7 protein-coding genes are annotated in these 8,941 nt (G+C 44.5%); 4 read left to right on the top strand and 3 right to left on the bottom strand.

Annotated elements, in window-relative coordinates; all coding sequences use genetic code 11:
* Positions 1–97 precede the first annotated feature (97 nt).
* From COT43_07765 to COT43_07755, 3 genes are read right to left on the bottom strand one after another with little or no spacing between them, the layout of a single operon-like run.
* Positions 98–1,366, bottom strand: coding sequence for a hypothetical protein (locus COT43_07765; GenBank protein ID PIS27973.1), 1,269 nt, complete (start codon positions 1,364–1,366; stop codon positions 98–100).
* Entirely contained in the window at positions 1,366–2,034 is a 669-nt protein-coding gene (locus COT43_07760) for a hypothetical protein (GenBank protein ID PIS27972.1), read from the bottom strand. Before COT43_07760 ends, COT43_07765 begins: the two co-directional genes overlap by 1 nt.
* 10 nt (positions 2,035–2,044) lie before the next feature.
* Positions 2,045–2,932, bottom strand: a complete 888-nt coding sequence (locus tag COT43_07755) for an ABC transporter ATP-binding protein (protein PIS27971.1) — start codon at positions 2,930–2,932, stop codon at positions 2,045–2,047.
* 226 nt (positions 2,933–3,158) lie between these two features.
* On the opposite strand from COT43_07755, the gene COT43_07750 reads away from it, so the two are divergent.
* The 4 genes from COT43_07750 to COT43_07735 all read left to right on the top strand — a co-directional run.
* Positions 3,159–5,783 carry a hypothetical protein gene (locus tag COT43_07750; GenBank protein PIS27970.1) on the top strand — a complete coding sequence of 875 codons (2,625 nt, stop codon included), beginning with the start codon at positions 3,159–3,161 and terminating at the stop codon, positions 5,781–5,783.
* Positions 5,777–6,880, top strand: a complete 1,104-nt coding sequence (locus tag COT43_07745; GenBank protein ID PIS27969.1) for a hypothetical protein — start codon at positions 5,777–5,779, stop codon at positions 6,878–6,880. The genes COT43_07750 and COT43_07745 overlap by 7 nt, the downstream gene beginning before the upstream one ends.
* 16 nt (positions 6,881–6,896) lie before the next feature.
* Complete coding sequence (locus COT43_07740; protein PIS27968.1) at positions 6,897–8,354, top strand: hypothetical protein; 1,458 nt, start codon at positions 6,897–6,899, stop codon at positions 8,352–8,354.
* Between the two features lie 90 nt (positions 8,355–8,444).
* Positions 8,445–8,941: hypothetical protein (locus COT43_07735; GenBank protein ID PIS27967.1), on the top strand; the 497-nt coding region annotated here is incomplete at its 3' end.

Here is an 8,941-nt window from a genome sequence, read left to right as displayed (position 1 = left end):
AATATTTACGTGCATTTTCTATTCGCTTTTTTTAACAATTATGACCACCGAAATCAAATTTCGGAAACCCGACCCAGCAATGCAATTTTTAGTTTCTTTAGTATCCAAAAGGATTGGCACTCTTCTCCCATATTTCCGGTTTTATGATAAGCACCGTCAGCAATCCATAAATCCCCGTCAGGGCAACAATCAGCAGATCCAGCGGATTGTTGCGCACCTTCTCATTGCCGAAAATATATTTAATCAGGATAAACAGCAGAAGCGATGGAATGATACCGAGCAAACCGAGATACCCATTAAGCACCAGTCGAAAGCTTCTAAAGTTACTTTTATTCGATTCGGTCTCGATTTTAAATGGAAACAACCCCTTTTCAACCCGCCCGGCTATAGTCTTTTTGAAAGAGACTAAATCCACATGACAAGAGTCGATGAAATTATATTTCAGATCAGTGACGACACAGTTTACTCGTTCAGAATTACTGTACGAAATTGTCCGGTAAATCGGATCGGCTATAAAACGCAGGCGCATATCGTCCGGGTCGAAACCCGCCAGTGGCAGGGGTACTAGTTTATAATCATCATACATAATCATATAAAGACTATCTGATGCTGTAATTAAAAATCCGTAAAATTCTCGCCGCGGATCTTCAGAAATAGAAATATAGCGGACGTCCAAATCCGGACTTATGACGGTTTTTTTACAGAACGGTTGACCCTTGACCATTTTAACATGGAAAACGGAACCAACGGCGTCTACAATAAAATACCCTTCGTCAAATGGCTTACGCGTAGTTGGATTGCCGGCAATAATTCGAGCCGGGAAGACAAATCCGGCTTCTTGTAAAGCTGTCGTAAAAACGGTAGTAAGTTGCTCAACAATGACGTTCTTACGAACATCAATAAATTCCATCCGGTCACCAATTCTGAATACCTCGTCCGGTAAAGTCAATCTGGCAAAATCTGACTCAGATTCAAATAAGGGATATAGTTGGATCAACGGGTTATGCAAATGGTACGGTTGGAATATAAAAGATTGCGAATTGCGACGAATAGTGGAAATATCAATCGGAATACCCTGAACTTCCCGGGGTAGTACATTCCATTTATCCAGATCATAGTAATACATAAACGGCAATAACTTCTCATATTCTATCTTAGAATAAGAACTGCCCTGAAAATCAAAATACTCCATTTCATTGCTTCGATTTACCCGATTGCCGACGAATTGTTTTATGATCGGACTATAGTAAATCAACGCAAAATCAGAGCGTTTACCAAAGAATTTCCAATAGAATTCCGGCAGGTAAACGGCCGCCGCTAAAATAAAAATAAGAATGAAGATATAACGTGAGATTTTGGTAAGCATCACTTACTTCCTTTCCTTAAGCGGTAACCTGGAAAAACTATTGTGGCGGCAAACATCAGAGCAATGACAATATATTGCCAGATAACGAAGACATGCTCTTCATACCCTTCTTCTTTCAACATTAAACCAATTAATCCGGTTGCAATAATCATAAGTACGATCCGATATTTCCAAGAGTGTTCAACGACAATTGTTGCCGTAGCGAAATATCCGGCGAAACCGACAATAAACCACGGAAGCATCGTTATGGCGGCGCTGGTTACAATCTCGATCGAATAAAATATCGCCGTAATCATTAGAAAACCTCCATACATAATCAGATTAGCAACCAGAAAAGCCAGAAAGCCGGTGCTGACTACAAAGAGTAGCATCTTTATTTCTGGTAAGGGCAGATGGAATGACAGGCGATAACGGTTCTTGGTCATTTCCGGCACAAATTGTGTCAACCCCAGTAAGATGCCCCCCACAAGCGGAATAAATTTTACCATATTGTAAAACAGCATTTTGTATTGTATAAGATACAGCCAGACATTGATCGGTTTTTCCATGGCCAGAGTGTGGCGGATATCCAGAAACAGATAGCCTGTCAGTACAATAATCATGATCCCGTAGCCGAACAGAAAATACCGAATCTTTAACCATTCTTTATAAATCAGTGATTTATACATTGTCTTACCTCTAATATTTGCCGGTTAATCCGATAAAAGCTTCTTCCAGCGTCATGGAAATTTCCTGGAATTCGCTGTATTCTACTCCGTGATTTTTCAGGTATTTCTGACAGTCATCCGCGGAACCAAAGGAATAAATAGTAGATTGATTCCTTATGTTTTCGTAGTTCCTGATGATTTCGTCCGGCTCGATGAATAAATCCGGTCGGGCAGATTGAAACGTATAGCGGTGAAAGGTCTGCATAAATTCCCGGATTGACATCTGCAGGAGCACCTTCCGGCGACCGATAATCAGGGTTTCATCAATTATCTTTTCCAGATCCTGGATAATATGGGAAGTAATCAACACCGTCTTGTCATACTCGCGGACATAAGCCTGGAGAAAATCCAGAAACAGAACGCGGTAACCGGCATCCAGCCCCATTGAATAATCATCTAAGATCATCAGTTCGGGATTTTGCGCCAGAATCAATCCGAGCGCGACTTGTGAACGCTGTCCGCACGACATTTTCGACAATTTATGGTCATGTGAAACGCCCATTTTATCGATAAGCTCGTAATAAAATTCCTTGCGCCAGTCCGGGTAGAACGGCGCATAGAATTTTTCGATCTGGGACACGTTCATAAAATCATAGGCCAGGTGCCCTTCGTGCAAAAGACCAATGCGCGTCCGGGTTTTAGGCGACAGACTGTGCGAATTTTCTCCCAGAACCATGCACTGTCCGCTAGTGGGCCTCAAGAATCCCATTAGAATATTTATTGTTGTGGTCTTGCCCATTCCGTTTTTACCGAGAAGGCCGAAAATACGCCCTTTCCCGATAGAAAAATTCAAACCGTTTAATACCAGTTTATTACCGTAACGATGGGTTAAATTGGCACATTCTATCGCATTACTCATTCTTTCTCCGTATTAATTAAAGACCAAAATTAACAGCGAAAGTTAATGTTTCATTGATTCCTTAACAATAATTCAATAGATTTAACCGGGTTTTTTAATGAACAGATATTGATCAAACTAGATTTTTTTAATTTTAGTGTTTACAGCGATCGTGCGATTTAGGATCACTAATAATTGCCGGTTTTTTAGCGATGTCATTCCTGAGGCTATTCATAGGTTTAAACAGATGAATCGAACTCTTATGCAAAAACAATTTATTATCACTCTGGTGCTGGTCAGCTTGGCTACCGTCGGAATGGCTTCGACCATTACCGGAAAAATCACCTGCCAGATGGGAAGGCGTGCAATTCCCGACGCCCTGATAATTCTGCAAAAGCGCTCCGATCCGGATTTCTCACGTACTACGGTTTCCGATCAAACCGGACAATTTGCGTTGACGAATGTGGACGCCGGCATTTATAATATTGAAGTCGTGCGCGCGGGCTATTTCAAAAACGTCTTGTTCGATCTGAAAATCGATGCCGAACGCACTTATGAAATTAATGTCAAACTTCTCAGGCAGGGACGCAAATCCTCCAGCGAATATTGCTTTATGCTGGGTGGAATCGAGGTTTATTCGATTAAGGAAGAGCTGCTCCCGGAGTCACCCGTCACAACCCGCACGATTGATACCGGCGAAATTGAACACATGCAGGCGACCAGCCTCGGCGATATTCTCTCGCTCGTGCCTGGCGTGGATAAATCGCAGAATCCGGGCCTATCCGGCCGCAGTGAAATTGGCCTGCGCTCAGTAACTGCGGCAGGTACCTCAATGGAATCTATTGAATCATTCGGTTCCGCAATTATTGTAAATGGCAATCAGATCTCGACTGATGCCAATTCTTCCGGAAATGTCTCTTACGGCAGTTCAACCCGAGGCCTCGATTTACGCACCATTCCGGCCGATAATATCAAATCGGTCGAAGTAATAACCGGAATTCCGTCGGTCGAATACGGCAACTTCGGCAGTGGTGTCATAAAAGTAGAGACCAAGATTGGACGGATCGCTCCCAAATTCAACGCAAAAATCAATCCCGACACCCGTACCGCCAGCTTTTCACATGGCGTCAATCTCGGCCGCTCGGTTCTGGATTATCATCTGAATTACGGCTATAGTCAACGTGATCCCCGCAAAGACGGAGACGAATTTCAGCGTCTGCATGCCAGCGGTAATCTGTCCGGCGAACATCTCAATAAAAAGCTGGAAACACACCTTGGCGGCAGTTTCACCAAACTTCTTGACGATGAAAAACCAACCGATGCCTATCAGATGGCTTCCTACGACAAAGGGTTCCTGGCTACCTCCAATTTCGATTTTACATATAAACAAAGCGATGAAAGAGTCTGGAAAGGGGCTTTGTCGGTCAACCTTAATAATAAGAACAACTACAAGTCAAAGTGGGTTGCCGAAAATTACAACGTCAAATATGACACGACTATCGTTGACACCGTTAGTGGAATTTCAAAGGATACAACTCTGATCAAAGTCCTGCCGGGATTTATTGGCAAGATGAAGGAAAGCGGCGAAGAGTGGAAAGTAAGCGGGCGGATTCAACGCAAACTGATCCTGCAAAGCTCCCGCGCTAAACATGACTTGCTCTTTGGAACTGAAGTCAACTACGAAAAGAATAACGGCGATGGCCTGGTGATTGATGAAAATTACCCCTATTATGGTCAATACTCCTCACACCGTTCCTATGCTTTTGATGATTATCCCGATCTGACTACCCTCAGTTTTTACGCGGAGGACATCATCCAGGGCAATTTTCTGGCGCGGCGCTTTAAACTCATGGCCGGCCTGCGTTATGACGCCTACTCGCCGACCGGGTTCAATTTCCAAAATATGTTTGAAGACAAAGCCTTCCTGAAAGCAGAGCATGGCGATTTTCTCAGCCCACGGGTAAATTTGCAATACTACCTCACAAAGGACTGGCAAATGCGCCTGGGAGCCGGAAGAAGTGTCAAGGACATCTCGCTGGGATATATTTTCAAGGCTCCGAGCTACTTTAAATATCAGTACGGGGATACCATTATCGAAGAAGTTCACCTGCAATACAATCCCGATCTGCAGGCCTATTCGATTGATAAATTCGAAGCCTCTCTCGACTGGAAGTTCAGTGACAAAGTCGGATTTTCTCTGACCGGTTACTACCAAAAATCCGACGACATGCCGGTCACTGTGAATTTTCCATACGGATACGAAATCAATCCCGATACCATCACAAGCGCCGCCTGGGGACATTACGAGAACTGCGGCTGGAGTCGCTCAAGAGGTTTGGAGTTCACTCTGCGCACCCAACGGATTCACAATTTCCAATACCGGTTAAATGTCACTTACCGCTTTAATAAACATGGACAGACTGGTCTGGTTTATGACTCTCAGCCGGACACCAGCTGGGAAGACATCTGGTACAAACCGGATTCGCGATGGAGCGAAAAGGTCATCGTAGATTACCAGATCAATTATATCAGCAACCGCCTCGGAGTCTGGATCACTCTGGACGCTCAGCAGGTCCCCCTGGAACACAAAAAGAACATATTTAATGGTAATTCAACCCACCGGACCGAAGACGGTGAAACCTATTTATGGTATCAGGGAATGACCTATTACTATGAGCGCTACCTGCGGGATTCGGGCGGACGCTGGATTTTTAATTTCCGCATCACCAAGTCAGTGTCCCAAACCACCGAGGTTTCATTGTTTGTCAATAACATTCTGGATGACCGGGCGCCCTGGACTAACTTCAGCGGCTCAATTGATGAGCATAATTCACCAATATTCTACGGTTTGGAAGTGAGCGCTCAATGGTAAAAAAGGGTTTGTTTTTCATTATTCCGTCCCTACTATTTTTATCTAACTGTTTTAATCAGAAACCGACCCAATACGACAGCACGTACGCTCTAAAACTGATTTTAGTTTACCAAGATAGCACCCTTGGTTACAACAAAAGACTGGCAAATATTGAAGTTCAAATCCATACGGATGAATATAATTTGCAAAATTTTTCAGCTACCACTGATGACTCCGGTGAGGTGATTTTTGAAGACTTGCCCTGGGCGGCTTTTGATCCGCAGGTCAAAGCCAAAGTCCTGTTACCATTTATTGATAGTTTAGGGGTTGAATGGCCGGATTCTGTGGTAAGTTTGACTCTGAATGATACAACACTGGCTATTACCCCCTCTGAAAGCGGGTTAACTACCGACACAATCTATACAATATCCGCAACTCTAATGCCGGGCTTGAAAATCAACGAAATTTATTACACCGGGCCGGAAAACAGGAATTTTTGGTTTTATGACCAATTCATTGAATTGTATAATTCTTCGGACGAGGTTAAATACCTGGACGGCATGGTCGTCTGCCGGATTTATCACATGCTGACCTCCGTGACCTATGCTTTTCGCTTCCCCGGCGAACCGCTGGTCGGTACGCAGTATCCCGTTCAGCCGGGCGAATTCGTCGTGCTGGCACAGGATGCCTATAACCACACCTTACTATACAGCACCAGCATTGACCTGTCCGGCGCGGATTGGGAATTCGTCAACGCTTTTGATTATGGCGACTATGACAATCCAAATGCGCTGAATCTCTATAATATCATGACCGGGAAAACAGTTGATTTTATGATTAATCTTTCGGGCAATGTCATCGCAATTGCCGACGGTAGCGATTCGGTTATGACGGATGGTTTGGACATCGGGACAGTCATTGATTGTGTCGAATACAGCAGCCTGGCTAAGCGCACGACCAAAGATATCGACAAGATTCTTGACGCCGGTTGGGCCGGTATCGGCAACCAGAAATATAGCGGACAGTCAGTCGAACGCATTCTGCCGGGTTTTGACACCAATAATTCTTTCAACGACTTCGTGATCATCAAGCCGCCCACGCCGGGTTATCAACATTGATTGCCGAGAGAGTAATATGAAAAGTGGTTTTATAAAAAAATGGAATTATGCGGGAATAGTGCTCGGTTTGCTGCTGGCGAATTCTCTGTGGGCTTTTGACAATCCTATCGTCCGCGAGATTCAGCCGCGTAACCGGTTTAATCAATACTATAATTCGCTCTATGACCTCTCCGGCAATCCGGCTTTTTATAAAATATCCTATCCGGATAACCTCGATTTCAATCTTGTGCAAACCACCAATGATAATAACTCTTTCCGGCGGCAATATGACCCGCGCCGTCAGGAGAATTATGAACTGCAGATACATTCTATAAAACATCTCAATGAACGTGCCACTCTGGTTTCCGCAATCCGCTATAACCGCCTCATCCAGCATGACATTCCCCGTTCACTGGAAAAAAATATTTACGAAGAATACTTCTCTTATCTGGATACCACGACAGGAACAACCGTTTACGATGGGCCTCAGATCAATTTTATTTACGATTATGCCCTGATCAGTCGCCTGCATCTGGGAATCGAAGTTAATTACGGTGTCGAACAGAGTCTAAAAGATGTTTATACTCAATGTGAGATCATCGCCCGCAATACCGAATTGCGTCCCGGTCTGAGCTATATCTCGGGCGACCGGAAAACTCTCATTGGGATTTCCGGGAATTTTTATGACGCCCAGCGTAAATACGAGGCCGTAAAATACCTGCAGGATGCCTTCGTGCGCACCTTATTCGGCTACCATCTTTTTATGGATGAAACCCCAAAAAGCACTAACCGCAAAAACGATGATCGGGAGGGCCGCGGATTTGCCCTGCAGTTTTGCCGTCAGGATTTTGTGATTCCCGGGCTTAAACTGACTCTTACCGGAGAGTATAACGGACGTTCTGATGATGTAACCGCGGGGAGTGTTTCTACGCCGACCGCACGCGGGTACTGGGTACGCGAAGTCCGACGCGGGATCTTTGATTTAAATTATTCACCAGAAAAAGCAAAAAATTCGCTGGAATTAACCTATGAAATCCGCCAGACCGACGACTGGGCTAAATCCGGCGAATATAACGTCGTCATGCTGGACAATGCCGAAAGGCTCAACGTCCTATCAATACGCTGGCAGAGTCGTTTTTTCAAGCGTTTGATAACGAACACTGGCGCTTCCTTCGCGGTCAATTCCTGCGATTATCAAGAATATACCATCCCATTCCGGTATAACGAAAACGACAATCATTTTTCGGCTTTCCTGGATGTCAAATATGCGGTCAATCAAATTCTGTCGGTTTACCTGCGGGGTGATATTGCCAAAAACGACCTCTATTTCTACTGGGATGCAGATCGGGCAACCCGACGCGGCAGTGCGATCGGCCTGGAGCGTCTAACCACCCTGGGCCGCCTTGGAGCGGAATTGGAATACTGCCGGACAGCATTCGATGAACCTCATCAGTATGATGAATCATTCGGTCTTAAAATTTTATATTGGAAATGAGTGAGAAAAATCACTTGCGGATAATTTTAAAAATGCGTATAATCGCAAATGTGGGCTTTATATAAAACAATTTTAAAATAAGGAGAAAAGATGAAGAAAGTGTTAACCCTTGCTATTGTTACGTTTTGCTTGGCGACTTTACTCTTTGGCGGTTCCTGGGAAACCGTGAAAGTCGCATCGACGGACATGATGGTTACAAAAGCATCGTTTATTGATGCCAACACCGGTTGGATCGTGTATAGCACAACTTATCCGACCCATCAGATGGGTCGGGTGCAAAAAACGATTAACGGTGGGCTAGATTGGACGACCGTTCGTGAACCCGACGTGACCGATTATGCTTGGAATGACATGGAGTTTATCGACGCCAATGTCGGTTATGCCTGCGGCGAAGGCGGTATTATCTACAAAACCACCAACGGCGGCGCGGATTGGACTATGATTGGCGATACTAACACTTACAAAGTCGAGTTGTACGATCTGGATGCAGTCAGCGCCGACGTAGTTTACATTGCTGGGAAAGATAACACTCTTCTGAAAACCACTAATGGAGGGACTTTTACAAAACTCAGTTATAACTTTGATGG

Source organism: Candidatus Marinimicrobia bacterium CG08_land_8_20_14_0_20_45_22 (assembly GCA_002774355.1).
Lineage (GTDB): Bacteria > Fidelibacterota > UBA2242 > UBA2242 > UBA2242 > 0-14-0-20-45-22.
The sequence above is the reverse complement of the archived record's forward strand: the minus strand, read 5'-3'. Positions and strand labels throughout refer to the sequence as shown.